Annotated in this window: 18 protein-coding genes and 1 tRNA gene; 11 read left to right on the top strand and 8 right to left on the bottom strand. The window is 37.7% G+C overall.

Annotated elements, in window-relative coordinates:
• The first annotated feature begins 390 nt into the window (after positions 1-390).
• The 5 genes from J2Y40_RS09000 to gwsS all read left to right on the top strand — a co-directional run bounded on the left by J2Y40_RS09000 (position 391) and on the right by gwsS (position 4,752).
• Complete coding sequence (locus J2Y40_RS09000; RefSeq protein WP_309998475.1) at positions 391-627, top strand: grasp-with-spasm system A modified peptide; 237 nt, start codon at positions 391-393, stop codon at positions 625-627.
• 58 nt (positions 628-685) lie between these two features.
• Positions 686-1,573 (top strand): hypothetical protein, encoded by an 888-nt coding sequence (locus tag J2Y40_RS09005; protein ID WP_309998477.1) that lies wholly within the window; start codon positions 686-688, stop codon positions 1,571-1,573.
• Positions 1,574-1,642: 69 nt separating this feature from the next.
• Positions 1,643-2,539 carry a hypothetical protein gene (locus J2Y40_RS09010; protein ID WP_309998478.1) on the top strand — a complete coding sequence of 299 codons (897 nt, stop codon included), beginning with the start codon at positions 1,643-1,645 and terminating at the stop codon, positions 2,537-2,539.
• 48 nt (positions 2,540-2,587) lie between these two features.
• Positions 2,588-3,490 carry a grasp-with-spasm system ATP-grasp peptide maturase gene (gene gwsG, locus J2Y40_RS09015; RefSeq protein ID WP_309998480.1) on the top strand — a complete coding sequence of 301 codons (903 nt, stop codon included), beginning with the start codon at positions 2,588-2,590 and terminating at the stop codon, positions 3,488-3,490.
• A 197-nt stretch (positions 3,491-3,687) separates the two neighbouring features.
• Complete coding sequence (gene gwsS / locus J2Y40_RS09020) at positions 3,688-4,752, top strand: grasp-with-spasm system SPASM domain peptide maturase (protein ID WP_309998482.1); 1,065 nt, start codon at positions 3,688-3,690, stop codon at positions 4,750-4,752.
• 7 nt (positions 4,753-4,759) lie between these two features.
• Here the strand turns inward: gwsS and J2Y40_RS09025 are convergent, their stop codons facing one another.
• The 3 genes from J2Y40_RS09025 to J2Y40_RS09035 all read right to left on the bottom strand — a co-directional run bounded on the left by J2Y40_RS09025 (position 4,760) and on the right by J2Y40_RS09035 (position 10,604).
• Entirely contained in the window at positions 4,760-5,137 is a 378-nt protein-coding gene (locus J2Y40_RS09025; protein ID WP_153398400.1) for a hypothetical protein, read from the bottom strand.
• A gap of 71 nt (positions 5,138-5,208) precedes the next feature.
• On the bottom strand, positions 5,209-5,679 hold the full coding sequence (locus J2Y40_RS09030) for an Lrp/AsnC family transcriptional regulator (protein WP_029298841.1): 471 nt from the start codon (positions 5,677-5,679) through the stop codon (positions 5,209-5,211).
• A 134-nt stretch (positions 5,680-5,813) separates the two neighbouring features.
• Positions 5,814-10,604, bottom strand: coding sequence for a translocation/assembly module TamB (locus J2Y40_RS09035; protein WP_309998485.1), 4,791 nt, complete (start codon positions 10,602-10,604; stop codon positions 5,814-5,816).
• A 4-nt stretch (positions 10,605-10,608) separates the two neighbouring features.
• On the opposite strand from J2Y40_RS09035, the gene tsaD reads away from it, so the two are divergent.
• Positions 10,609-11,625, top strand: a complete 1,017-nt coding sequence (gene tsaD, locus J2Y40_RS09040; protein ID WP_153398396.1) for a tRNA (adenosine(37)-N6)-threonylcarbamoyltransferase complex transferase subunit TsaD — start codon at positions 10,609-10,611, stop codon at positions 11,623-11,625.
• A gap of 44 nt (positions 11,626-11,669) precedes the next feature.
• Positions 11,670-12,371 (top strand): 16S rRNA (uracil(1498)-N(3))-methyltransferase, encoded by a 702-nt coding sequence (locus tag J2Y40_RS09045; protein WP_153398394.1) that lies wholly within the window; start codon positions 11,670-11,672, stop codon positions 12,369-12,371.
• 357 nt (positions 12,372-12,728) lie between these two features.
• Here J2Y40_RS09045 and J2Y40_RS09050 read toward each other — a convergent pair whose 3' ends face one another.
• Complete coding sequence (locus tag J2Y40_RS09050; protein WP_231128736.1) at positions 12,729-13,400, bottom strand: RNA methyltransferase; 672 nt, start codon at positions 13,398-13,400, stop codon at positions 12,729-12,731.
• A gap of 166 nt (positions 13,401-13,566) precedes the next feature.
• Between J2Y40_RS09050 and J2Y40_RS09055 the strand changes: the two genes are divergently transcribed.
• The 4 genes from J2Y40_RS09055 (at position 13,567) to J2Y40_RS09070 (ending at position 16,973) form a co-directional block, all read left to right on the top strand.
• Positions 13,567-14,583 (top strand): asparaginase, encoded by a 1,017-nt coding sequence (locus J2Y40_RS09055; protein ID WP_153398390.1) that lies wholly within the window; start codon positions 13,567-13,569, stop codon positions 14,581-14,583.
• Between the two features lie 55 nt (positions 14,584-14,638).
• A tRNA-Ser gene (locus tag J2Y40_RS09060) sits at positions 14,639-14,725 on the top strand.
• A 363-nt stretch (positions 14,726-15,088) separates the two neighbouring features.
• Positions 15,089-15,988 (top strand): hypothetical protein, encoded by a 900-nt coding sequence (locus tag J2Y40_RS09065; protein ID WP_153398388.1) that lies wholly within the window; start codon positions 15,089-15,091, stop codon positions 15,986-15,988.
• Positions 15,989-16,169: 181 nt separating this feature from the next.
• On the top strand, positions 16,170-16,973 hold the full coding sequence (locus tag J2Y40_RS09070; protein ID WP_153398387.1) for a DUF2490 domain-containing protein: 804 nt from the start codon (positions 16,170-16,172) through the stop codon (positions 16,971-16,973).
• A gap of 92 nt (positions 16,974-17,065) precedes the next feature.
• On the opposite strand, the gene J2Y40_RS09075 is transcribed toward J2Y40_RS09070, so the two are convergent.
• From J2Y40_RS09075 to J2Y40_RS09090, 4 genes are all read right to left on the bottom strand, one after another.
• Entirely contained in the window at positions 17,066-17,764 is a 699-nt protein-coding gene (locus J2Y40_RS09075; protein WP_153398385.1) for a hypothetical protein, read from the bottom strand.
• 214 nt (positions 17,765-17,978) lie between these two features.
• Positions 17,979-19,511, bottom strand: coding sequence for a M20/M25/M40 family metallo-hydrolase (locus tag J2Y40_RS09080; RefSeq protein WP_309998490.1), 1,533 nt, complete (start codon positions 19,509-19,511; stop codon positions 17,979-17,981).
• A gap of 159 nt (positions 19,512-19,670) precedes the next feature.
• Positions 19,671-21,119, bottom strand: coding sequence for an efflux transporter outer membrane subunit (locus J2Y40_RS09085; protein ID WP_309998492.1), 1,449 nt, complete (start codon positions 21,117-21,119; stop codon positions 19,671-19,673).
• The gene (locus J2Y40_RS09090; RefSeq protein ID WP_153398379.1) at positions 21,100-24,291 is read right to left on the bottom strand and encodes an efflux RND transporter permease subunit; all 3,192 of its coding nucleotides are present in this window, start codon (positions 24,289-24,291) and stop codon (positions 21,100-21,102) included. The genes J2Y40_RS09085 and J2Y40_RS09090 overlap by 20 nt, the downstream gene beginning before the upstream one ends.
• Positions 24,292-24,314: the final 23 nt, after the last annotated feature.

Genomic DNA, 24,314 nt, shown 5'->3' on the forward strand with positions numbered 1-24,314 from the left:
ATGCATACACATTTTGCATATGTTTTTATTTCTAAGATTTTATTGCAGTATTGTACATTAAAAAACACATTCCGCACATTCTATAATTTTCTTAATATTTTACTTTAAAATATTTCCAGTTATCTTATCCCTTTCTCCGATTTTCAAATTCGGATAAACCTCTCACGGCTCTATGATTAAGGGTTTGTGCAAGTAAAAATTACAAACAAAATACATTAAAAATCACAAAATAGTGAGATACTTATTTTTAGTTTTGAAACTATCAACGTTGAAGCAATTGTTCATTTTATTTTACCTGCATGTGTACAGTGCCGGATACAATAGAAGAATAAGCACCCATGCCAGGGATTATATGGCAACACAAATTTTAATTAAAAAATTATCAACATTATGAAAAAACTACAAGGAATGAAGAGCAGCTTCTCTTCATTAGAAAACAAGAAACTTAGAAATTTACAGGCGATTAAAGGAGGAAGTGCAAGCAATAGAAACTCGCCTTCACATTACACTACTCCACAAGGAGATGTGCATGATACAGATTTTTATACTGATGATGTAGCAGGTGATTGGAAGTATAAAGGTAGAACAAAATTATTTGTAGGAGAAGTGACTCCAATAAATGGTTAATCAAAAGGAAAAAGGAGGATGAATTTCCTCCTTTATATTTAAAATAGACTTTAGAAATATGAATGGTCAAAATATAATTATTAAATCTTTATTATTCCTCTATTTTTTTCTATCAATAAGCAGCTGCCAAAAGAAGAGCATCAATTATATTCTTTATTACCAAAAGGTTAATGAAATTGACAGCATTTACAGACTGGCCAATAATCCCAAACTGGCGGCAGAAGAATACAAAAAATTTTTCGAGGCGGGAGAATATGAACCTAAAAACCAGGAAAGAATCAATGAATATGAGACCTATATAACATTAGCTGATCGATATAATATCGATTTCGGAGGAAAAGAGAGCCTGAAAAAGCTGATTCTTTTGGATGCTCAACATGGTGGCAATTGTAAAAAATATTTTCCGCTTTTCAAAAAATATGGGGTTGACAGCCTGTATGTAAAGGATCAGATTGCAAACTGGAAAAAAAGCTTAAACCAAACACTCATTGATTCTTTTACAATAGCTATGAAAAGAGACCCATTGGGAAGACCGTTTGATAGCGCTGTGTCAATGCCTAATGTACGAAAAAATGCAAAACTTCTTATCTGGACGTTTAATAAATATGGCTATCCTACTCCACAAAAAATGGGAACAACGGGGCATGATAATACTTTTTTTGCTATGCCAACCTTTCTTACCCATATGGTAGAAGCAAAGGAATATCCCTTTATAAAATCTAAATTATATGAATATATAAAATCAGGAGACTGTCTTCCCCGTGATTATGCTTTGATGGTAGATGTTGATGCTTTTCTTTATGATAAAGAAGGATTATACAGATTTGCCCCGGGTGTATCAACTGATTCTGCCAAGATCAATCGCAACAGAAAAAGCATAGGCCTTCCGAGCCTAAAACACACCGCTGCTCTTAGAAGAGATTTTTTCAAAACAATTGATCAATAATAATCTTACAAAACTTTAGAGCATAGGATGAATTTCATTCTTGTCTTAAATTGAAATACATTGATCACTATGAACTATCGATATATTTTTGTCTTAAAACTTTTATTAATTCTATTCTTTGGCTTTACAATCAGCTGTAAAAAGAAAGATGTTAATTATATTCTCTATTATCAAAAAGTTAATGAGATTGACAGTATATACAGAATGGCAGGAAATCCCAAACTGGCGGCAGAAGAATATAAAAAGCTGTTCGACGAATATGAGCCCCGAAATCTGGAGCGTACCCGGGAATATGAGACCTATATTCAGCTTGCAGATAAGTATAACATAGATTTTGGCGGTAAAAAGGGACTTAAAAAACTCATCCCTTTAATAGCACCCTATGGAGAATACTACAAGCAATATTTTCCATTGTTTAAAAAATATGGAATGGACAGCCTTAGCCTAAAAGAAAAGATTGCAGATTGGAAAAAGGATTTGAATCAGACGCTTATAGATTCATTTACCGTTGCCATGAGAAGAGATCAGGAAGGAAGGCCTCTTGATACAGCCTTGGCAAGAAGAAATGTGGAAAAAAATTCACGATTTCTGATATGGGTTTTTAATAAATATGGTCCTACTCCGCAAAAAATGGGTACAATGGGGCATGATAATACTTTTTTTGCTATGACTACTTTTATTACCCACATGAACGAAACAAAAAAATATTACCCGGAAATAAAATCCAGATTGTACGGATATATAAAATCAGGAGACTGTGCTCCCCGTGATTATGCATTGATGGTAGACAATGTAGCCTTAATGAACAATAAAGAGCCTATATATCTTTTTAATCCCGGTGTTTCAAGAGATTCCGCACAAACCAACCGTAACAGAAAAAGTATAGGATTACCTAGTATAAAACATACCAACATCATTATAAAGGAATCTTCTAAGCCTGTATTAATTACTGAGAATAGAAAATAATGGACAGATCTCCACTTAAAACAAAATCTATAAAACCAGAAACTGATAATGATACTCATTATATCCAATAATAAGGAAGGAGCTACCGAATGCGTTATTGAGTGGCTGCATGCAATGGATAAAAAATTCATTCGGGTTCATGAAGATGAATTTTTTGAAATCAAGATCCATCAACAGAAAATTTTTCTGGAAAGCTCCCGCAATGCTTTTTTTCTTGACGATATCTCCAGTGTATGGTACAGAAGAGGGGGGCTAAAGTTCGGACGATTCCGGTATTTCAACGAAGCAGTAGACCAGCACATGAATGAAACCCAACATTGGCTGGAAGATTATGTTTTAAAAATATTGGAATCTAAAAAACATATTAATAAGCAAGTGAATAGCAAGGTTAATAAGCTGATTGTTCTTGAAAAAGCAAAAGAAGCGGGTCTGGATATTCCTCCTTACTTTCTTTCTGACAATACTAATTACGTAGAATTAGGAAACACCATCGTTAAACCCATTTCCGGAAATCCTACATTGAAAGATCTCAAAAAAAATACAGATGGGGTAATGTATACCAGTATTGTCAATGAACATGAAACCAACTTTTTCATTTCTTTTTTTCAGGAAAAAATAAAGAAAGATTATGAAATCAGAACATTTTATCTGAATGACAGATGCTGGTCTATGGCTATATTTTCACAAAATGATAAACAAACCGAAGTCGATTACAGAAAATACAACGACGATAAGCCTAACAGAAATGTTCCCTATCAGCTGCCTGCAAGTATTGAGGAAAAAATACATTTTTTAATGAAATCTCTGGACTTAAACAGCGGTTCTCTGGATTTTATAAAAAGTGATGAAGCATATTATTTTCTTGAAGTAAATCCTGTAGGGCAGTTCATGCACCTGTCCAGTTGCTGTAACTATTTATTAGACAAAGAAATTGCTGAATACCTGTCGTAAACCATCACACTACATCCGATGAAAAATATAATTAATGAGAAAAATAAGCTTCCGCTCACTTTCAACTATCTGGAAATTATCAAAAGAAAAAAAACAATCCGAAAATCTGTTCAAATCGCTTATTACACAAAATCAAAAAAGCACCAGACTGATTTTCTACTCATCGAAGAACCTGAAAAATCATTTGTGAGATTACTATGACCTATTTCAATTTATTCAGCAATATTCTGGTTACTAAAGGAGTTAATAGAATCCTTATTTCTGATCTTCAAAGGAATAAATCAGAACTATATCCCATTGAACTTTACGAAATCATTGAGGAACTAAAAATAAATTCCATTGAGCATATTTTACAAGATTATGCAGAGGAATCTCAACAGATTGTTCAGGAATATATTGATGTATTGCTTGAACAGGAATATGGTTTCCTGACTAATGGGAACTGGAATAAAAACGTCATTCCTCTGTCTAATCAGTTTCAGAATGCGGTTGAAATATCCAATATTTTTATAGAAATAAATGATATCTCTGTATTGCATAAGATAAAGCAATCTATTGACAATCTCGGAGTAAAACATCTCAATATCTACTGTAGAAAAGAACTTTCTGTAAGTGAACTTCAGGCCATTGATACCATCTTTATAGAATCGGTAATAAATAGTATTCAAATATTTTCACCTTTTTCATCTTGTATTGATCAAGATTCTCTAAACATTTTGAATGATACCACTTCCAGAATTTTAAATCTCGTTTTTTATAAATGTAAAAAAACTCATCTCCGGACAAAAAACAAATTCAGGTTTACTGTTAGTTTTGTTCAGGAAGAACTTGAAATCTCTTCTTGTGGAAAGGTCAATTTTAAATATTTCAACACCAACCAACCTAAAGTACTGGAAGCTATCAATCACAACTCCTGTCTTCATAAAAAAATAGGGATTGATATTGATGGAAACATTAAAAACTGTCCTTTAATGCCGGAAGTGTATGGTAATATATACAATTCCAGTCTTGAAGAAGCTTTACGGCAACCTGGGTTCAAAAAATACTGGAATCTAACCAAAGATCACATTGAAGTCTGCAAAGATTGTGAATTCAGGTATGTCTGCACAGATTGCAGGGCTTATACGGAAAGAACTCATACCGATCAAGGTTTAGATAGCTCAAAGCCTCTAAAATGCGGATATGATCCTTATACCGGAAAATGGGAAGAATGGAGCAAAAACCCGCTGAAACAAAAAGCGATCAATTATTATAAGCCGTAGCTACAATTTACCTGAAAAACTTCCACTTCGGGATAATCGCCAGCATTCCAAATCCTGTAAAAAGGAAAAGATTGGTTACATCAGTATACAGGAATGTAGACAGATAATAATTATGCATAAAGAAATGCAGCACAAGCAATGCCGGGAACATGTAAATGCCGATTTTCCTGTAGAACAGCATCAGAATAAGGCCAATCATCATCAGGGCATCTATGGAAAAAATAACGTAGAAATACCACCTCGGAATCTGAAGATATTCATGCTGAAGATATTCATCCACATCAATTCCCAGTCCCATAATCGTAAACAGCATCAAGGCTGCAAACGCCAGAATAAATCCCCATCCTTTCTTCGGATCTTCGTCAAAATAGCTGTATTCTTCCATAGGTACAAAAATAAAGAACTTATGAGTAATTTCATAAGTTCTTTGGATATATTATTCGTTTAAAATTTGAATTAAACAGAAATAGCGTTGATCAATCTGTTTTTATCACTCAAGTACTCCTCCATAGAGATCATACTTTCCGTTCTCATTACATCCTGAATGTCATCTATCTGATAGATAATTCTCTTTGCGTCATCGGTGTTTTTTGCTCTTACTTTACAGAAAATATTGTATTTTCCAGAGATAACACTCGCTTCAATTACGTTAGGAATTGTTGACAATTCTTTCAGTACTTCCTGAGTACGGTTTGATTTTGTCAAAAGAATCCCGATGAAAGCTGTAAAGTGATAGTCCAGCTTACCATAATCGATGTTAAGAGATGATCCCAAAATAATACCTGCATCTTCCATTTTTTTCACTCTTACGTGAATTGTACCAGCGGAAACATCCATCTGTTTAGCAATTTCAGTAAAAGGCATTCTTGTGTTCTCTACTAAGAAATCAAGAATCTTCTTGTCTATTTCGTCCAGTTGATAGTTCATATTAGTTAAATTACAATTTTCTTAAAAAATCTATGTATTTTTTGCAAATTTATAAAAAATAATTTAACTAAAAAAATTATATCAAATATTAACAATAATTAACACAGATGATAAAAATCATTAAAATATTACGATTATTTACTACCTGATTTTGTAGAATCTGTTTTTATTTCCGATTTAGACTCTGCCGGTTTTTTATCTTTTTTCTTCTTTTTAAATAAAGAATTAAAGCTTTTGCTCCATACAACACCCCCGCCATACGCCTGATTTGCAGAACCATTAGTACTCACCATACCAATGTTGGTAGGCTTGGAATATCCTCTCAGGATAAGGCTTCCATCATTTTTCTTGGAAATATCGTATTCAATAGAGCCCTCACCGGACAGATAATTGTTCTGGGTACTTTCTGTTTTATTCAGTGGAATACCAAGCCCGGTTTTAATATTCACTCTCGGTGAAAGCGCTACGCTTACTCCGGCATTGGCCCTGTCTCCTGTATTAGAGTTCTGATCTCCTTTTACATAATTAAGGTCAATCTGGAATTCATTACTCATGGTATTCAGAACCGACCCCAGCTGCTTAAGAAGCATATTATACCCCGAAGACTCTGCAACACCTGCCACATCAAATCCTACTCCGCCGGTATTCGATACATTAAAGGTACTCAGGAGCAGTACAGAACCAAACTGAAGTACTTTTTCCCCCTCCTGGCTCATCTTGGCAGCCAACGTTTCTTTTACCTGGCTGGAAACATCCAAGGCTGTTACATCCAGATCTATTTTAGGGTTAATAAGGCTTTGGGTAATACTGGCCTGAAGCAGTACACTGATTGGCTGCAATCTTCCTATACTTAAATATTCTCCGGCATTGGAAACCATTCTTACATAATTGGCTTTAATATCCAACGCTGGTTTCATAGCGTCTCCGTCCCATCTGATGCTGCTGTTCTTTTCTATCTGGAAGGTTTTATTCAGAATCGCTTTAGAAACAAAAGTTCCGTTATCCACTTTATAGGTACCATTCATGGCAATATTTCCCTGTCTTCCCATCTGGAAACGAAGTCTATCCGCCGTCCCTTTTACAGAAATGTTTCCTACATCATCTCCTACAAGAACATTCACGGTGGTTCCTTTATCTACATCAAGACTGAAGTCAATATTCATATTAGCTCCGGTTCTTTTCTTTTCTTCCAGAGTAATTAATCCGTCTTTTCCTTCTTTCAGGAATCTCAGCATTTTAAATTCTTCAACATTAGAAGTTGAGCTGGAATTAAATGTGAAAGTACTCCCGTTCAGGGCCTTCATGTTAGGCGTAGAAATATTCAAGCCCGAAACAGGGCCATCCACATACAAATCTCCCTGTCCGTAAACCCTTCCCCAGAATAAATCAAAATCCTTTTGTGTGGTATTCAGCATCAAGAGATTATCAGCCCTCATGATCAGGTTGACACCCATTGAGGAAAGCGTTTCAAACTGGATAGCACCGGAAATTGTTCCTTTAGAATTGGATCTCCCGTCATGCACTTCAATATTGTTAAGAATTGCAAGTCCTCTTGAAAGACCGATTACCGTATCATCAAATGAATAATCTACCCCGGTAAATAAGAGTTTCAAACCAAAATCCTTCAGAGCAATATCTCCACTATAATCCAGATCACTGAACTTTCCGCTGATTTTAAGATCTCCCGTTGCTTTCCCTCTCAGATTTCCGAAAATAGACTGTACAAACTGCTGGGTAAAGCCAAGATCAAAATCGCGCATTTCTGCGGTAAGATCAATAGTTGGTGATGCTGTATTGTTATTTACGGTACCCGTAAGGTTCAGATTATTATTTCCGATGATCCCTGCAGAATTAACCTTTACATCAATGTCATAAACGTTAAGTGAGAACCCGTTTGTGGCCGAAATGGTAAGATCTCCCATATCATTACCGTTCATCATAATATCATCCACAGTAAGGTCCACCAAAGGCTGCAGCGTGCTCTTATCCATTCTGATCTTTACACTTCCGTTGGCAAGTCCCTTAATATCCATAGGATTTCCGCCAGACTTCATTTCAAGAAGTTTTTCAATAGCAAAATCATGGATATCCGCATCTACGTAAAAGTCCTTTATCGATTTAAACTGTGCCTCTTTAATAAACAATGCACTTTTATCCGAATATACCCTAAGATTCCGGATATCAAAATCTTCCGTCTTCCTTCTGTAAGTAATAGAGTGATCCAGCTCCGGACTTGTATCTATAGCCCATGTTACATCATTGAACTTCACTTCTGTAGGTTCAAATTTAAAAACATAATCTCCCGCAGCATTGGTAGACTGATCTACATTGATCGCATATGCTTTAAGATTATCATCCGTTTCATCTTCAGGACTTCCATGCTTGAATGTTGTTGCAAGATGTAAAGCGGTTCCGTTTTCATTTTTCCCTTTCAGTTCAAAATTCTTGATGACATTTTTATTATATTCCAGCCTTGCAATTCTTGCATAAACTTGTTCATCAAGATTCGCTGTATTGATCCTTACCATAACACTATCGATCATGGCACTGTCTCTGGAGATATTGGTCCGGTCGTTGATCTTATATTCTGGATTGGCAGCAGCCAATGCTTTATCAGCATCCGAAACCTCTTCTTTCTTCGTCATGATATATTTTAAAGAAGCGGCATCCAGATTTAGGGTCAGGTTGTTTGAATTTCCGTCGTACTCACCTTCTACAACAGCGCCCTGTGGCAGTTTCAGATCCGGAAGAAAATAATTAATTACTCCCTGCTGAACATCGAAATTCATGGTAAAGCTTTGTCCTCGGTACAGCTTTCTTGGCGGAGGTCCCACCAATATTTTTCCGATTCCGTTTTCTACCATTCCGGCAAGGTCTGCCAGGTTATATTTTCCGGAGATTTTCCCGCTTGCGGCTCCCGGTGCATCAATTTCTATAACCCTTCCTCCTGCTTCAATGAACGTTTTAGCCTTAGCTTTAGGGATTACATATTTTTGAGTAGCCGTTGCGAAATGAAGATCGCTGGCATCAACATCCAGAGTAAGATCATTCATGGAAGACATGGCCATTTTGCCATCTACCTTTCCACTAACAATCTGGTTTCCGGGTTTGTTGGTGAAATAATTCATGTTGAGATAGCTGACATCTGCATTCACATTCATCGCCACCTTTGAAGTACTGAAATCAATAAGCCCTTTAATTGTTGCTTTGGCCTGTTCATCATTTACCGTGATCAGTCCGTTGTATTTTTTATGGTCTAAAAGTCCGTCAAGATACAGATTATTAATTTCCTTATCCATAATCTCAATACTGGAGATCTGGGATTTTGTAGTCAGACGCATGGTATTGACATCAAAACTCTGCCCGTTAATGTCAAATTTACCGGAAATAAGACCTACTGTTTTATTTTTTGTAATTACCGAAGTATTCAGATCCTTTACCTCAGCATATCCGGAATATTTAGGCATTGCCGTACTGTAGTCCGTAAGAGAAAACTTTGAAATCTTTGCCTGCCCGATTCCCGTTATCAGGTTTCCTGATGATACATACACCTGCTGTGGATTTACTTTTGCAGCACCGTTGTATTTCAGTTTACCGAAATCATCGGCAAAATTTTTCATTTTTTTGGCAATGAATGAAGGCATCATTGCTTTAAGATCTTTGTAGGTAAAGTCTGCGGAAAGATCGTTGGTTTCAATAGAGAAATTTCCTTTCAGCAGCCTGTCTACTTTCATGGTACTGGTTGCAATATTCACATCAGGGTTTCTGATCAGGAAGTTTTCAAGATGGAACTTATTTAATGGTCCCGTCATTTTCCCTGCCAGGTTAAAGGGTTTGAAATTATCCCAGTTGGTTACAAAATAGCTGATATCATATCCGCTAAGCTGGCTTCCCTGGTGGATATCCATATCCCAGCGCACACGGTCTGCAAAACCCGCCCATGAACCGTTATTAAGATTAAATTTAATATTTCCCTGCAGTAGTGAGTGATCTGTATTTAAGGTCAGATCTTTTAATGAAAGGAATTGATGTGTTAAAGAAAGTTCGGTTGAAAACGTATCTACAAAATGAGATTTTCCCCATCTTGATGTAACGAAGGACATATTATTGATCAATGCTGAAACATTAGGTCCGTTCACCTTTACGTTGGGCGCTTTAAGATTAAATTTTGTTGCAGTAAGCCATTTTCCGGGATCTCCGGGAGAGTTTTGATTAATGATTGATACTTTTGAATCGATGATCTGCACGCGGGAATTCAACTGAAAGGGAGGTTTCTTCGGATCTCTTTTTTTCCCGCTGTCAAACAATTCTGTAAACCTGATAAAATTCGAAATACTGTCTCCTTTATAGGTAATTACTTTAACATCTGCGTTCACAAGTGTGAGAGAGTTAAAGCTTAAAGAATTGCTGTTTCCCGAGATGGCATTATAAGCAAGAGACATCCAGTCTGAATTAGCACGGAACTCTTTTGCTGTGATAAATTCCAGTCCTTTGTAGTCTTTAACCTTCAGTCCTTTTATCGTTACATTTCCAAAATAATTAACGTCTACACTTTCTGTAGACATATCGGCTTTAAAATCTTTGTTAACAATCTGAAGAGCCTGATCCGCTGCCCACTGCTTGGTTGCAGGGAGATTAATTACAATAAGAACACCACCTACAAGAATAACGCCCAGCCAAAAAAGGATGAGAAGAAGTTTCGCCCACCAGGAATAACTGGTGACGTCTTTCATGGCCTGTTTTCCAAACTCTTCAGCAGTTTCTACCGGATGGTGAATAGCATCCGATGCCAGTTCAGACGCCTCTTTAACTGTTTCTTTCACAGCACCTTCTACATTATCAACAGTCTTTTGTACCTGATCACTTATGTTTTCAGCTACTGATTTTTTATTCTCATTCTCGTTATTATTCTCTAACTTTGCCATTATTATGAGCGACTCTATAATTTTAGGTATTGAATCGTCCTGCGACGACACCTCAGCAGCTATCATCAAGGGAAACTGCATTTTGTCGAACATTGCTGCGAATCAGGCCATCCATAAAGAATACGGTGGTGTGGTTCCCGAACTGGCATCGCGAGCACATCAGCAAAATATAATCCCCGTTGTTGAAAAATCTATTACTAAAGCAAATATACAACAAAATGCCATTTCTGCTATAGGATTTACACGCGGCCCCGGACTTTTGGGATCTCTTCTTGTAGGCACCTCCTTTGCCAAGTCTCTGGCAATGAGTTTAAACGTACCATTAATAGAAGTAAATCACCTTCAGGCCCATATTTTAGCCCATTTTATTGAGGATGCAAATCCTATGCCGCCTAAATTCCCCTTTCTGTGTCTTACGGTAAGCGGCGGACATACCATGATTGTACTGGTTAAAGATTATTTCAATATGGAAATTATCGGGAAAACAATCGATGATGCTGCGGGAGAAGCCTTTGACAAAATCGGAAAAATTTTCGATCTTGATTACCCTGCCGGACCTATTATTGACAGGCTCGCCAAAGAGGGAAATCCTGATGCCTTTACGTTTAACAAGCCTAAAATGCAGCAGTACGATTATTCGTTCAGTGGTATCAAAACTTCAGTTCTTTATTTCATTCAGAAAGAAGTTAGAAAAAACCCGGATTTTATCAAGGAAAATCTCAATGATCTGTGTGCATCCGTACAAAAAACCATCATAGAAATCCTTATGAACAAGCTTGAAAAAGCGGCCAGCGATTTAAACATCAAAGAAGTTGCCATTGCCGGCGGTGTATCTGCTAATTCTGCTTTAAGAAAAGCGATGGAAGACAACAAAGAAAAACTGGGCTGGAATATTTACATTCCAAAATTTGAATATACTACAGACAATGCAGCCATGATTGCTATGGTAGCTCAGCTGAAATTTGAAAGAGGAGAATTTACGGATCTCAGAACAACGGCTACAGCGAAATATGATTTATAAAAGGACTGATTAGCCTTTGTACTTTGTGAACAACACCCATTTTTATGAAACTATTTTACGGATCTATAGAAAACAACACGGTAACCATTAATGATGATGAGCAGCAGCATATTGTGAAAGTGCTGAGGATGAAGAATGATGAAGAAATTCATGTGACCGATGGGAAAGGAAATCTTGCTTCAGGCCAGCTGTTGATTGAAGGTAAAAAAGCAGGAATAGAAGTTTCCGAGATAAAAACTAATCTTCCGGGATTCAGTCCGAAGCTTCATATTGCTATTGCTCCTACAAAGAATATAGACAGAATTGAGTTTTTTGTGGAGAAAGCTGTGGAAATGGGAGTTTCAGAGATTAGTATTATTGTAACAGAAAAAACAGAGCGTAAGAATATCAATATCGATAAAATCAGAAAACAGGCTGTTGCTGCCTCCAAACAAAGCCTGAGGTTTCATTTCCCTGTGATCAATGATCTGATAAAGCTTACTGATTTCTTAAAAAATAGTAATCCGGAACATACCTTTGTGGCGCATTGCCATGAAAATCTTGAAAGAACTGAACTTAAAGCTATTCCTTCATTGGAGCAGCTTACTTTTTTAATCGGCCCGGAAGGTGATTTTTCTGAAAAAGAGATCTCATTTTTAGCCGAAAATAAGGTTAAAGCCGTTTCATTGGGGAACCAGAGATTAAGAACAGAAACAGCCGGAGTATTTGTAGCAGCATGGAATTATTTTAATATGGAAAGTGTTTAAGTTTTCATATTGCCCCTGATGCATGAATTTCTATTTTCCCGGTTCTCACAGACTTTGCAGATTATGTATATTTTTTATTCAGCTCCCACTGATCACACAGATGACCACAGATTTTTTTCTTTGAAATCTGAGGAATCTATGGAAACCCTATTTAGTAAGCCCGAAAATTATTTGCTGAAAAACCTTTCGTTTTCTTGTGCCTTAAAGCAGAATAAAATTTAAAACCCTTGCTCTACTGCGTTTTCCAACGTAAAATTGATCAATCCCTTAAAAGTTTATTTTTTTTGAAGTCCCCACAGATTGCACGGATTGAGCAGATTTCTTAAAACTTAAAGGGGCAACTCAAAATAACTTATACTATATCTCAAGATTGTGTTCTTTGAGATATTTATCGAAGATCTGCTGCCCGCTTCTTATTGAATTGACGGCCCAAAGTATTTTCATTCTTAACAGCTTTTCTTCATCTAATTTATAATCAATATCAGATTTTATGAGCTTCTGTTTCAATTCATACATACAGATTGAAGCCGCTACAGAAACATTAAAACTTCTCGTAAAACCATACATCGGAATGGCCAGTGTCTCATCTGCAAATTCCAGAATTTCCTGAGAAACGCCTTCCATTTCGGTTCCGAAAACCAAAGCAATAGGTTCTGTAATTTCGTATTCAGGAAGCATTTTTGCGTTATTTTCTAAAGAAACAACTACAATTTTGTATCCTCTGTCTTTAATTTTCTGAAAAGATTCCATATTTCGGGGAAGTTTTTCTACTTCCACCCAGGTGTCTGCCCCTTTTGTTACGCGGAGGTTGGGTTCAAAGCTGTATTCTTCCTGTAATGCCACCACTTTATGAAAACCGCAGGCCTCTACCGAACGTACGATGGCCGCCGCGTTTCTAAACTGATAGATATCTTCTACAACCGGCAGCACAAAATCTGAACTTTCCTGGGAAAAATGTTCAATTTTTGAGAGTCTTTCCTCTGTTAAAAATTGTTTCAAATATTCAAAAGTCTGCGTTAAATCTTTCATCTGCATCTCGTTATTTTTTCAATAGTTCAATATAACACTTACGATGACCGGCTTATTCTGATAAAATTTCATGATAAGCTTTCATTCATTTTCAAATCTTTGCAAATTAACGTAATTTTGGGCTATGAACCTGAATGAGGCTCAAATTCTTACTAAAAAGTAATTCATGAAACGAAAAGTCCTGCTCATTTATACCGGAGGAACCATCGGTATGGAAAAAGATTATGAAACCGGAAGTCTTCGCGCCTTTGATTTTGGAAACATTTTTGAAAAAATGCCCGAAATGAAATTAATGGAATGTGAAGTTTTTGTACATCCTTTCGCAAAACCGCTGGATTCATCAGATATGGGACCTGAGGAATGGAGAATCATCGCCAATTATATCTATAAGAATTATGAGGATTATGACGGGTTTCTGATCCTTCACGGAACAGATACGATGTCATACACTGCTTCCGCATTAAGCTTCATGCTGAAAGGACTTAAAAAACCTGTGATCATGACGGGTTCCCAGCTTCCGATTGGCGACCTTAGAACTGATGCAAAGGAAAATCTTCTGACCAGCCTTTATTATGCCAGTCTTTATGAAAATGATGAAGCAGTTATTCAGGAAGTAGCAATCTATTTTGAATATAAATTATTGAGAGGAAACAGAACCCTGAAATATTCCGCTGAATATTTTGATGCATATTCCAGCCCGAACTACCCCATCCTTGGGCAATCCGGAGTACATCTGAATATTATCAAAGAGAATCTTTACCGTTGTGACCCTCAAATACAATTTCATGTGGACGAACATATTTCTGAGGATATTCTGTTCTGGAGAATTTTTCCGGGGATGCACCTCAGCCATTTCAAAGAGATTCCTAAAATGAAAGTTTTAATTCTTCAGGTATTCGGTTCGGGAACAATTTTCAGCAGTGAAAAGACGCAGGAAACGCTTCAGGCTATTAGAAACAACGGGACAGAGATTGTGGTTGTAAGCCAGTGTATATCAGGGGGAATATCATTCGGAAAATATGAAAACAGCAATATATTTTCAAGGATCGGAGCGATCAGCGGAAGGGATATTACTGCAGAAAGTGCGATAACCAAGGCAATGCACCTGATAGACAACCCAAGTTATCCTGGAACATTCGCTGATAATTTCGCTAAAAGCCTTTGTGGAGAAATATCCAACTAATTTTTACAAATAATTTGCAGATTCCAGAAAATACTCTATTTTTGCAATCTCAATTAGAGAGGTGTCCGAGTGGTTGAAGGAGCTACCCTGGAAAGGTAGTATACGGGTAACTGTATCGAGGGTTCGAATCCCTTCCTCTCTGCAAACAAAACCTGCTGAATTTCAGCAGGTTTTTCTGTTTTTATATTGTAAATGCAGATTTTAAAGTCTTCTGGAATAAAAAAGCAATCAGACAAAGAGTATTATCTGATATTTCAAAAGATATAAATTTAGAGATGACTTGGTATTTCAAAAATAAGCGAAGTGGCTTCGTTTATCAAAAAAAACACTCCAATAGTATTCATTCTTTATCTGTCTTAGCCATTAATAAAAACAGATTTTAACTATTCAACATAATACTGGAATACAACATCTTACAATAAAAGTCATAAAATTGTCGTAAAACTATCATATCCCTTTGGGATAAAAACAGGTCCGGATTTCCGAATGTTGTACAAAAATCAACATGAAAGCAATCACGAGAATTTTGTCGGGTATTTTAATCATTACAGTAATTCTGTTTTTAGGCGGCTATTTTTATTTTAATCAGAAATTCACTCCGGAAAAAAATTATTTAACAGTAAAAAATGAAAGTGGAAAGATTCCGATGAAATGGCAGGAAAAGGATAAAAGCGCTTTACTTGTACCTGTCAGTTTCTCGGGAGATACAGCTATTTATTATCTTCAATTTGACACCGGTGCCGTGTATACAGAATTTTATCATTTACCCATAAAACAAATTAAAGGAATTATGGTTCATGATAACCATGCTTCATCAACCTTCTACATCGGAAAAACTAAAATCTCATCCGATAAATTCAAAATTTCTGAGATGGGAAAAGAATCCGGGAAGATCATCGGTACGCTTGGAGCCGATATTCTTGAAGACAGGAAAAGCATTATCAATTTTAAGGAAAACTTCATCATTTTTAATCTGTCTGAAGAACCTGCGGAGTTTCAAAACAGCCTTATTGATTTTACATTTAAGAAGAGAAAAATTATTATCCGCGGTATTTTAAGAGGAAAGGAAGAAAAATTCCTTTATGATTCGGGAACAAGCGCTTATGAACTACTGACCAACAAAGAGCAATGGACTGATTTAAAATCACCTCAATCAAAAATTATTATAGAAAAAGCTCAATCGAGGCCTAATATTCTGACTTCCTATACCGCAAAGAGCAACAATGCCATCCGTTTTAAAAACAAAGAAATTCCTTTAACAGAGGTAACTTACGTAGAGGGATTCTCTCAGACCCAATACATGCTCATGAAATTTTCCGGGATGACAGGAATGCTGGGTAATAAGATCTTTTTACAAAACTGTATTTACATCGACTGTTATCATAAAAAATTCGGGATTCACTAGTCTGTTATTCTTTTCATTCCTAAATCTATCCTAAATCATGTGCTTATTTTGTCATGTTTTTAAACAGTATTAAGGGATTTTGAGTAAACATTGAATTTCTTAACTGTTTAAATTTGTTAAGTCCGGATATTCCGTTTATATCTTTTGGCCTAGCATACATATTAACATTGAAGAAGTTATCATGACGTTTAGCATTAAAAAAATTTTCGCAGGGTTATTTTTATTGGGCTGTACAGGCAGTTTTGTAAAAGCACAGATCAGTCCACCGGGTCTGGGAGATGCCAATACAGCATTCTGGTCGGCTTTCGGGGTTAAGCGCCAGCTGGATTCTTTGGGAAAGAAGCAGTCTTTAAGCTATATTGCATTAGGGCGAAAGAGCAGTCCCGACAATGATAATCTGTTTTCAAAGCAGGCGATCATGGTTTTAAATCATGAGGTTTATCATTCGTTTGCTACTCACCAGCAGTACAGCTATGCCATAAGCTACCGACGCCAGCCCAAATATGAAAGTCATTCTCCTTATGAAAAAGAAGGGACAGAACAGGAATTCAGAATCTATGGACGATACGCTTATACTTTTAACTTTGGAAAAAGATGGAAACTAAAAAATACAGTACGCCAGGAGTTCAGAAAGTTTTTTGATGCTGATTTTAATAAAGCTGAAGAAAATTTTCAGCTAAGAACCCGTATCAAAAGCCAGCTTACCTACAGTTTATCTTCTAAAAACAATCAAAAACTGGCGTTAAGTGCGGAAGGGCTTTTTTCTGCAAGCTACCTGAATAATCCGGATCATGGCTGGACTCCTTTCGGATATAGAGAAATGCGTATTGCGGCTTATTATATGTTTAATATTCCCCATTCTCCTTTCACCGTAGATATTGGGTATATGGATGATCTCATCAGAGACAGCCGAAGTATAAAAAAAGGCGGTGTTCATTATCTGTCTGCTGACCTTATCTGGAATCTGCCTTATAAAAAACAATAAAATCCCAATCAAGTGATCGGGATTTTAATCTGGAAAACGCTTTAACGCTCTCCGGCAAAATATAATTTAGATATGAATGTTGGTGCGGATGATTAATTGCAGATCGTCAGAAACTGATGACTCATCTGAACTCTGAATTTTGCCTCTGATTTCAGTTTTGCATATATAGTATGTTCAAAAGCCTGTACTGAGCTGAGCTTACTGTCAATATATTCTGCAATTTGAGCTGCGGAAAAAATAAAATCCCTGTACACTGCGATATTCACGGTCTGCCCGTAATGGGGAAGATAAGCTTTCAGGAAAGGAACTGCCGTCTGATGCCTGGTGTAGTTAACACAATATCCGGCTCCTTCTCTGGATGTAATAATGCCACGATCATTGATATAATCATGAATACTGCCTGTTTCAATAGAGTTTTTGTTTTTTGAAATATACCTGTTGATTTTATCCAGAACATGCTGTGCATACTCCATCATGGTAATTGTTTTCCATTCAAATATATGGTTCATTCCTTTGATTGGCTTAGGCGTTTTCCCGTTTTCACAAGGGGTACAGAAAGAAAGACCTATTTTGTCGTAGTAAGGAAAAAAACAATCTTTAATCTCCATAGAAGCATCTGCCATAATTCTGTCATCTGTAAAACTATAATACAAATAGGGACTGTACATGTCTGCCAATGCCTGCAGGTAGTCGGTTTCACTGGTATTATGATATTCTTCAAACCATTTTTCAAGGTTGTCATAATAATGGCTTTCAAACTCATTAAAACTTAAATAAAACGGCAATTCCATAGCTCTGTAATTTTGATAAAGCAAAGCTATTGCAGTAATGCGACAGAACTTGACGTAATATATTTTTTTATTGAAAAGGATTGAGATTAATAGATAACGGACAAATACATAAGAGACGGATAGATAATAGACTGAAAAATGAAAGACACAGGAGACCTGGTATCTTTGTATATTTTGCGGCACCAATCAGGTATTATCTTTTAACGTTATCTGCTTATTGATCGTAGTTTTTCATGATATATTCAAAGTAATGAATCATCTTAAGATAGTTTTCAATGCTGATATATTCATTAGTACTATGAATACTCTGCTGCTCTGAACGGTTGATCTTGATAGGCATAAATCTATAAATATTTTTGCTTACAATCTGGTATTTATAAGCATCTGTGGCGGCCATGGTAAGGTAAGGCGTGACAATGGTTCCAGGATAGATCTCATTTACTCCGGCTTCTATCATTTTGTAGGCTTTGGTATCTGTTGGTGAAACCGCAGAAGCTTCTCTTGTATTATCAATGTCTTCTACCTCAACATCGAATCCTTCTGTTGCTTTGGCAATATGCTCGCGAACCTCTTTTACTGAATTCCCGGGAATAAGCCTGAAATTGACTACAAATTCCACTTCCGGAGAAAGAACATTAGCTCCGTCACTGCCTTTCATCATCGTGAGAGCAGTTGTGGTCCGTACCAATGCATTTGTTGTATTATTTTTGGTGAGCTGTGACAGAAGCAACGGCTTCAAAAGCCACTGATTAGCAATAGCAAGTCTGCTGGTAAAAGGCATAGCACCACCAATATTATCAAAAAAATTCTTAATCAGGGGAGTAATTACTGGTTTCATCTGATGATCCTCAAGACGCTGCATGATCACTGCCGCTTTTCCGATAGCACTTTCCATTGGTGGCATAGAAGAATGTCCTCCAAGTCCTTTTACTTTGATTTTTGCAGATAAGAAGCCTTTTTCAGCACATCCGACCGCTGCTACATCTGAATCTATTCCGGCGACATTTCCTTTTTCCATAATCAGGCCTCCTTCATCGTAAACCGCTTCAAACTTCAATCCTGCTTTTCTGAAATGTTCTGCAATCTGTACTGCTCCTTTTTGCCCTCCTACTTCTTCATCAAAACCAAAAGCAAGGTAAATATCCCGTTTGGGAACCTGTCCGCTTTTAATCATGTTGTTCATGGATTCCATTAAAGAAAAAAGCATTCCTTTCATATCTATTGCTCCTCTTCCATAAATTCTTCCGTGGGCAACCGCTCCTGAAAACGGTTCAAAATCCCAGTCTTCAGCGACTTTAGATACAGCGGAAAGGGGTTTATCATCCGGTCTGAAAACATTCTGCTCCTTACTTTTTATATCAGCATCACCGGGAGGTACTACATCCATATGGGAAAGAAATAAAACAGGTTCAAGCCCGGAAGTACTTCCTTTCAGCTTAAAAACCAGCGCATAGTTATTGATCTCGTAATTTTCAGTATTCTGATACACTAATGGGTAGGAATTTCTCAGATATTCTTTCAACTGATCAAAAGGTGTATAGTTAAAAACACCCAGACTTCCCGTAGAAACGGTAGGAATTTTGATTCCACCTGACAAACGCATCACCGCAGAATCATTTTTTACAGACTTCCATCCTTCAGAGACACCTGCTTTGTTCTTTTTAAAGGGATACGTATAGGTTTTAATCAGCAATATGGCAATCAGAATAATCATGATACCAAGAACAGCCAAAAGAATATTTTTCATAACGAAGAGATTTGGTGTGGTGTATCACAAATATAGTAAACAAATTCTCCGGAATCATTTTAAGAATCAATTATTTAATTCATTATAATAAAAAAAAACCAGCCCCCGAAGGGGCCAGCATCAAAACATTAACTGTTTTTATTGAGAATTATGATATTTTTATTTCCAGCCTCCTCCAAGACTTTTATAGATGTCTACAACGGTGCTCAGCTGTTTTTGTTTAGCTTCAATCAGTTCCATTTTTGCATCCAGAGCATCTCTTTGGTTTAAAAGTACTTCCAGATAATCTGCTCTTGAATTTCGGAACAACTGGTTGGCAATATCAATAGACTGATCCAGCGCTTTGGTTTCCTGGGATTTCAGCTGATAATACTGGTCTATATTTTTAATTTTAGACATCATGTTGGCTACATCCAGATAAGCATTCAGAATAGTTTTATCGTATTCATAAAGAGACTGTATCTGTTTGGCATCCGCAGTCTGGAAATTGGCCTTGATGGCACTTTTATTAATCAGCGGACCGGCCAGTTCTCCGGCTAAATTATAGGCAATAGATTCCGGCATTTTAACCAGATAGGAAGGTTTGAAAGCCTCCAGTCCTAAGGTTGCAGAAATTTCCAGTGACGGATAAAATTCTTTTCTTGCGGCTTCTACATCCAGTTTTGCGGCTTTCAGCTCCAGTTCTGCCTGTTTAATATCAGGACGGTTAGACAATAACTGAGACGGAATTCCGGTGTAAACCGTTTGCGGAATGGTAGCCATAAAACTTTCCTTTGTTCTTACAATAGGCTGCGGATATCTACCCAAAAGTGCATTAATCTGGTTTTCTTTTTCTGTAATCTGCTGACGGATGGTGTATTCCGAAGCTTTCGACTTTGCCAGTTCAGCCTCAAATTTTTTCACAGCCAGTTCTGTTGCTGCGGCCGCTTCTTTCTGAATCTTAGAAATTTCCAGTGCTCTTTGCTGAAGCTTGATATACTGCTGAATAATATCCAACTGATTATCAAGAGCCAGTAATTCATAATAATTATCCGCTACTTCTTCAATAAGATTGGACAATACAAAGTTCTTGCCTTCAACGGTAGAAAGATAGTGAGCTACTGCAGCTTCTTTTTCGGTTCTGAGTTTTTTCCAGATATCGATTTCCCAGTTGGCCATCAGACCTCCTTCGAAATTTCCCAGCGGATCCGGCATTTCTTTTCCGGGTTCTATTTCTGTAGTAGCATCTCCGGCTCCTTCACTGGTGTAACGTCCCGCCTTTTTAAGCCCCGCTCCTATTCCTGCTGAAACAGTAGGGCTCAGCCTTCCTTTTTTAGCTAAAACACCACTTTTAGCAATTTCAATTTCCTGAAGCGTAATCAGCAGTTCCTGATTATTTTTTAAAGCGGTTTCAATTAGGCTGACCAGATTAGGATCTGTAAAAAACTGTCTCCAGGGAGTTGTTCCACTGTTGTTATTGGTATCCTGCTGCTCTTCCTGATTGAAATTCTGAGGAAGATTTTCTTTTACTTCATCTTTTATAACGGTTGCCATCGGAGCTTTACAGGCTGTTAATACAAGCGCTATCACTGCCGCAGCGAATATATTTTTAATCTTCAAATTTTCCATCGTGTTCGTAAGGTTCGGTTTGTTCTGTTAATGGGTTTTCTTCTTCATATCTGGCCAGTCTTGATTTCTCTGCAATAGTTCCGAAGATATAATACAGTCCCGGAATGATCATCAGCCCGAAAACAGTTCCTATAAGCATACCTCCCGCTGCAGCGGTACCAATCGTTCTGTTTCCTACGGCTCCCGGACCTGTAGCCATTACCAGCGGAATAAGCCCGGCTATAAAGGCAAATGAAGTCATCAGAATAGGACGGAAACGGATGGCTGCTCCTTCAATGGCTGCCTTCACTACAGGAATTCCTTCTTCAGCTTTCTTCTGAACCGCAAATTCCACGATCAGTACTGCATTTTTACCCAGCAGCCCAATCAGCATGACCATTGCAACCTGCGCGTAGATATTATTTTCCAACCCTAATAATTTCAGACATAAAAATGCCCCGAAAATACCGGTAGGAAGTGATAGAATTACCGGAAGCGGAAGGATAAAACTTTCATATTGTGCTGAAAGGATGAGATAAACAAATCCTAAACATACCAGGAAGATGAATACGGCTTCATTTCCTCTGCTCACCTCGTCTTTAGAAATACCAGCCCAGTCAATCCCGAAGCCTCTAGGAAGCGTTTTATCAGCGACTTCCTGAATGGCTTTGATGGCCTGTCCGCTGCTGTATCCCGGCGCCGGAGTTCCACTCACTTCTGCAGAGTTATACATATTATGTCTTGTAATCTCAGAAAGTCCATATACTTTTTCAAGTTTCATAAAATCGGAATACGGAACCATCTGTTCTTTATCATTTTTCACATACAGCTTCAGAAGGTCAGTCGGAAGTGCCCGGTATTGTGGCCCAGCCTGTACGATTACCTTGTAAGGACGGTCAAAGCGAATGAAACTGGTCTCGTAATTTGATCCGATGAGAGTAGACAGGTTACCCATCGCATTATCAATGGTAACGCCTTTCTGTTCGGCAAGATCATTATCCACTTTAAGCATATATTGTGGGAAACTCGCAGAATAGAAGGTAAATGCAGATCCCAGTTCGGGACGTTTCTTTAATTCTTTTACGAAGTCGTTGCTCACCTGTTCCATCTTATGGTAATCACCGCTTCCGGCTTTATCCAGCAAACGAAGTTCAAAACCTCCTGCGGCACCATATCCCGGAATGGAAGGCGGCTGGAAGAATTCAATATTGGCTCCCGGAATATTTTTGGCCTTCTCTTCTAGCTTTTCAATAATTTCAGCGGCAGATTCTTTACGTTCCTCCCAGCTTTTGAGGTTGATCAGACAGGTTCCTGAGTTGGACCCGGTACCTTCTGTCAGAATTTCATATCCTGCCAGTGAGGAAACAGACTGCACCCCGTCAATATCTTCAGATTCCCGAAGCAGTTCTTTTGCAATCTGATTGGTTCTTTCCAGTGTAGATCCCGGCGGCGTCTGGATAATCGCATAAATCATTCCCTGGTCTTCTGCAGGAATAAATCCGGAAGGAAGGGAATTACTCAGGAAGAAGGTACAGGCGCAAAATGCCAGCAATAACGGAAGGGTAAATGCTTTTTTCGTTACTGTTTTGTTCAGTAATTTTTCGTATTTCCCGGCTCCTTTTGTAAACAGATTATTGAATTTATCCAGGAAAATAGTAACAGGTGTTCTCTTCTTGGCTTTTCCGTGGTTATTTTTCAGGATCAGGGCGCAAAGTGCTGGTGTCAGCGTTAATGCGACCACTCCGGAAAGGATAATTGCTGAAGCCATTGTAATAGAGAACTGACGGTAAAACACTCCTACCGGACCAGACATAAAGGCGATCGGAATGAATACGGATGCCATTACCAGCGTAATCGCAATAATGGCTCCACTAATCTCATGCATTGCTTCTTCTGTGGCTTTCAAAGGGGAAAGATGTTTTTCCTCCATTTTGGCGTGAACCGCTTCAATCACTACAATTGCATCATCTACTACAACCCCGATTGCCATTACCAGGGCAAAGAGCGAGATCATATTCAGAGTAATTCCGAATGCAGACATTACAGCAAATGTTCCTACCAATGAAACCGGAACCGCCAAAGCAGGAATTAACGTTGAACGCCAATCCCCAAGGAACAGGAATACAACGATAGCCACAAGGATAAAGGCTTCAAATAAAGTATGAATTACTTTTTCCATGGAAGCATCCAAGAATCTGGAAACGTCATAACTGATATCATAATGCATACCTTTCGGGAACGTATTTTTCTCAAGGTCTGCCATTAAAGTTTTCACATTTTTGATAACGTCACTTGCATTGGAACCGTATGACTGCTTTACAGTAATCGCTGCTGAAGGTTTTCCGTTCAATGTGGAATAGATATCATACATTGAACTTCCGAATTCAATATCAGCAACATCTTTCAGCCTTACAAATTCTCCGGCTGATTTTGCTTTCAAGATGATATTTCCGTAGTCTTTTTCATTATTAAAACGTCCCGGATATTTCAGGATGTACTCAAATGATTGTGAGCGTTTACCGGAACTTTCTCCTGTTTTTCCCGGAGAAGCTTCAAGACTCTGCTGATTCAGGGCTTCCATTACTTCGTCTGCCGAGATATTATAAGCGGTAAGCCTGTCTGGTTTCAACCAGATACGCATGGCATATTCACGGGTTCCGAGAATATCGGCGAATCCTACTCCGCTTACCCTTCTCAATTCGGACATTACGTTGATATCGGCATAATTGAACAGGAATTTCTGGTCAGCTTTTGGATCGTCACTGTACAGGTTGATGTACATTAGCATATTGGGTTCTTCACGGGTAATTTTTACCCCTTCACGTACTACCAGCGGCGGAAGTTTATTCACCACCGAGGATACACGGTTCTGAACATTTACTGCAGCAACATTGGGATCCGTTCCAAGATCGAATACCACCTGAATGGAAGCTTCCCCGTCATTTCCGGCATCGGAGGTCATATATTTCATACCCGGTACTCCATTCAATCCTCTTTCGAGGGGAATAACCACGGATTTGATCAATAATTCGTTGTTGGCTCCGGGATATTCTGCCGTAATATTTACTTTAGGCGGAGAAATAGAAGGGAACTGGGTCACCGGAAGTTTTACCAATGACAAAATTCCCATAAATACGATAATCAAAGAGATTACGATAGACAGAACAGGTCTGCGGATGAATTTCTTAAACATACTGTTTTTTTATTAGGCGTAAA

It is taken from the genome of Chryseobacterium sp. 2987, assembly GCF_031456375.1.
Lineage (GTDB): Bacteria > Bacteroidota > Bacteroidia > Flavobacteriales > Weeksellaceae > Chryseobacterium > Chryseobacterium vaccae.

Excerpts from the sequence above, each read along its gene's own strand:
- J2Y40_RS09070 (WP_153398387.1), top strand. The coding sequence starts at position 16,170 with ATGACGTTTAGCATTAAAAAAATTTTCGCAGGGTTATTTTTATTGGGC.
- J2Y40_RS09000 (WP_309998475.1), top strand. The coding sequence starts at position 391 with ATGAAAAAACTACAAGGAATGAAGAGCAGCTTCTCTTCATTAGAAAAC.
- J2Y40_RS09055 (WP_153398390.1), top strand. The coding sequence starts at position 13,567 with ATGAAACGAAAAGTCCTGCTCATTTATACCGGAGGAACCATCGGTATG.
- J2Y40_RS09025 (WP_153398400.1), bottom strand. The coding sequence starts at position 5,137 with ATGGAAGAATACAGCTATTTTGACGAAGATCCGAAGAAAGGATGGGGA.
- gwsS (WP_309998482.1), top strand. The coding sequence starts at position 3,688 with ATGACCTATTTCAATTTATTCAGCAATATTCTGGTTACTAAAGGAGTT.
- tsaD (WP_153398396.1), top strand. The coding sequence starts at position 10,609 with ATGAGCGACTCTATAATTTTAGGTATTGAATCGTCCTGCGACGACACC.
- J2Y40_RS09090 (WP_153398379.1), bottom strand. The coding sequence starts at position 24,291 with ATGTTTAAGAAATTCATCCGCAGACCTGTTCTGTCTATCGTAATCTCT.
- J2Y40_RS09065 (WP_153398388.1), top strand. The coding sequence starts at position 15,089 with ATGAAAGCAATCACGAGAATTTTGTCGGGTATTTTAATCATTACAGTA.
- J2Y40_RS09030 (WP_029298841.1), bottom strand. The coding sequence starts at position 5,679 with ATGAACTATCAACTGGACGAAATAGACAAGAAGATTCTTGATTTCTTA.
- J2Y40_RS09050 (WP_231128736.1), bottom strand. The coding sequence starts at position 13,400 with ATGAAAGATTTAACGCAGACTTTTGAATATTTGAAACAATTTTTAACA.
- J2Y40_RS09085 (WP_309998492.1), bottom strand. The coding sequence starts at position 21,119 with ATGGAAAATTTGAAGATTAAAAATATATTCGCTGCGGCAGTGATAGCG.
- J2Y40_RS09045 (WP_153398394.1), top strand. The coding sequence starts at position 11,670 with ATGAAACTATTTTACGGATCTATAGAAAACAACACGGTAACCATTAAT.
- J2Y40_RS09005 (WP_309998477.1), top strand. The coding sequence starts at position 686 with ATGAATGGTCAAAATATAATTATTAAATCTTTATTATTCCTCTATTTT.
- J2Y40_RS09080 (WP_309998490.1), bottom strand. The coding sequence starts at position 19,511 with ATGAAAAATATTCTTTTGGCTGTTCTTGGTATCATGATTATTCTGATT.
- J2Y40_RS09075 (WP_153398385.1), bottom strand. The coding sequence starts at position 17,764 with ATGGAATTGCCGTTTTATTTAAGTTTTAATGAGTTTGAAAGCCATTAT.
- J2Y40_RS09035 (WP_309998485.1), bottom strand. The coding sequence starts at position 10,604 with ATGGCAAAGTTAGAGAATAATAACGAGAATGAGAATAAAAAATCAGTA.
- gwsG (WP_309998480.1), top strand. The coding sequence starts at position 2,588 with ATGATACTCATTATATCCAATAATAAGGAAGGAGCTACCGAATGCGTT.
- J2Y40_RS09010 (WP_309998478.1), top strand. The coding sequence starts at position 1,643 with ATGAACTATCGATATATTTTTGTCTTAAAACTTTTATTAATTCTATTC.